At 21.2% G+C, this 2,750-nt stretch carries 3 protein-coding genes; 1 reads left to right on the top strand and 2 read right to left on the bottom strand.

What is annotated here, in order from left to right:
* Positions 1–20: 20 nt before the first annotated feature.
* The gene (locus tag ACXX88_RS04040) at positions 21–1,550 is read right to left on the bottom strand and encodes a phospholipase D-like domain-containing protein (RefSeq protein WP_458559666.1); all 1,530 of its coding nucleotides are present in this window, start codon (positions 1,548–1,550) and stop codon (positions 21–23) included.
* 27 nt (positions 1,551–1,577) lie between these two features.
* Entirely contained in the window at positions 1,578–1,838 is a 261-nt protein-coding gene (locus ACXX88_RS04035; RefSeq protein WP_458559665.1) for a hypothetical protein, read from the bottom strand.
* A 122-nt stretch (positions 1,839–1,960) separates the two neighbouring features.
* Between ACXX88_RS04035 and ACXX88_RS04030 the strand changes: the two genes are divergently transcribed.
* A partial coding sequence (locus tag ACXX88_RS04030) for a leucine-rich repeat domain-containing protein (protein WP_458559664.1) occupies positions 1,961–2,750 on the top strand: 790 nt, incomplete at its 3' end.

Raw genomic sequence — 2,750 nt, 5'->3', positions numbered from 1 at the left:
TAAACTATAAAACAAAATGTTTATAAAAGACTTTTGAATAATTCGATAATCATTTTTTTAACTTTAGAAGTAGGTTTTGTATTTGTGAAAGTTTTAGGTATAACAATATTTTTTTCTTTTAAATTTTCAATATTTTCATTAAATTTTTTAATAAATTGACCTTGAATTAAAACATTAATTTCATATTGAGAATAAAAGCTTCTAATATCTAAATTCATTGTTCCAGTATATGCTATATTTTCATCAATAATCATTGATTTAGTGTGAGAAAAAACATTTTTAAATTCAAATATTTGAGCACCATATTCTTCAAGTTGTTTTGCAAAATCTTTTGTGAATCATTCAACGTATTTTTTGTCATATTTTCCAGGTAAATAAATTTCAATTTTTCTACCTAGAATAATCATTTCTTTTAAAGCAAGAAAAATTCTTCTTGTGGGAATGAAGTAAGGAGTAAAAATTTCAATTTTTTCTTTTGAAGAATATATCATTTGAATTATAAAGGTTTCTAAAAAAGAAACGTCATATCTTGGACCACCTTCAAAAATTAATCCATAATTTTCTTTAAAATCATTATTCATATTGAAATTTATATTTAAATAAGAATTGATATCAGTAATCTCATAATCAGTTCATAAATTTCAATCTTTGATAAATGAATTGGTTAAATCAACAACAATTTGTCCTTTTATTCTTAAGTTTGCATCGAACCAAATTCCGTATTTTGTTGAAAAATTAGAATATTCATCACTTAAATTATTTCCACCAATGTAACCTATTTTACCATCTATAATAAAAAGTTTTTTATGAATTCTATAAAAACTTTTAGAATGAATAAAAGGAAATCAAATTTTGTTATAAACATAAAATTGAATACCTAATTTCTTTAATTCTTTAAAGTCTTTTTTTGGAAGAGATGCAGATCCAAATCAATCTAAAATAATTTTAATTTCAACATTTTCTTTTGCTTTTTGAATTAAAATATTTTTCATTTGTAACCACATAAAATCATTTTTAATAATATAAAGTTCTATGAAAATAAATTTTTTAGCATTTTTTAAATCTAAAAATAACTTTTCAAAAAAATCATAACCATTTAAGTATAATGAACTATTAAAATTTTTAGGATTTGTTGTGAATATTTTGTGAGCTTTATCAAATAAATCTAAATTAACATTTTGTTTGCAATTAAAACCGCAGAAATCATTATCATAAGGAATTAAATTTCTATTAAGTAAAAAGTCTTTTTCTTTTATTCTATAATTATATTTTCTTCCAAAAATTAAAAAGAGTATTGGACCAAAAAAGGGGAAAATAAGGATAATTAATATTCAAGAAATTTTTGCGTCTATATGTCTTTCTTGTAAAAATAAATAAATAGCAAATAAACAATTTATGAAGTAAAATATTATTCCACCAATTATAAATTCTAATTTTGCATCTTTAAAGATTTTAGTTATGGCAACATACGTAAAAAAAATAAGAAAAAATAAAAAGGAGAATAAAAATAAAAAGTTTATTACTTTATTAATAGAAATCTTTTTTTTCATATTGATAATTATATAAAAAAAATAATTTTAGTAAATAAAATAGATAGGATTTATGGTTTTTGTATTACCATTATCTTTTGCAGTTGGAGAATCTCATTTTTGAGATAAACCTTCTTTGGTTTTTATTTCTCCTGATGAACTTGTTGCCATTTTTGCAGAAGCAACAAGCGAAGCAATAGAACTAACCATTAAAGGAATATAAGGTAGAACTGCTGCAAAAGCAAAGGAACCACCAATATTTTCTATTTCTTCATTAGTTAACTTAACCAAAGTCACTTTTTGTTTCATTTATTCCTCCTTTCACCTTAATATTTATTTTTTATTCAATTTTTGCTAAAAAAAGGAAAAAAATAAGATTTTATTTCTATTTTTCCAATTAGAATATAAAATTGTAAAGATAAAGGAGAAAAATGAAAATATTAACAAAAAAAGAATCATTAGAAATTTTGAAACAAAAGGAGTATTTTCAAAATGCTATTTTAGATTTAAGTAGTTTTAAAGATTTAGAAATAATTGATGAGTTAGCCTTTGCAACTAAAGGAATAGAAAAGGTTATCTTTCCAGAAAATTTAAAAATTATTAAACTTTCTGCATTTATGAATTGCACTATTAAAGAAATTGTTTGAAATAATAAAATTGAAATAATTGAAGACTCCGCATTTGAAACTAATTTTTTAGAAAAAACTGAATTGCCAAGTTCCTTAAAAGAAATTAAATCATTTGCTTTTGCTGATAACCAATTAGAAAAAATTAGCATTCCTGCTAAAATAGAAATCGTTGAAGAAAGTGCTTTTGAAAACAATGATCTTTTACATTTAGAATTCAATAATGAAAATCTTTCAATCACTTTCAATCCTTTCTGAAATAATCCAAACATTGAAACTCTAACATTTAATTTAAAGCAAACTTTTATTCAAGATAGTGAAAATAAAGGATACAAAAAAATATCTATTAAATACATCGAATATTCAAATTCAAAAGATTTTCATAATATTTCTTTTATAGATTTTAATTTATTAAATGATTTAATGAAATATGAAGATTTTGCTAATATAAAGGAAATTATCTTTATAAACGATAAAACAAGTAGTTCTGAATCAATTGAAATTTATTTTAGTTTTAATAAAAACAATAAAATTTTATTTTTTGCAGATCAGCAAATTAGGAAGTGTAATAAATTTTGTGTAAAAATTTCTCAAT

It is taken from the genome of Mycoplasma sp. 5370, from assembly GCF_054343435.1.
Note: the sequence above shows the minus strand (reverse complement) of the source record. Positions and strands in the feature narration are given on the sequence as shown.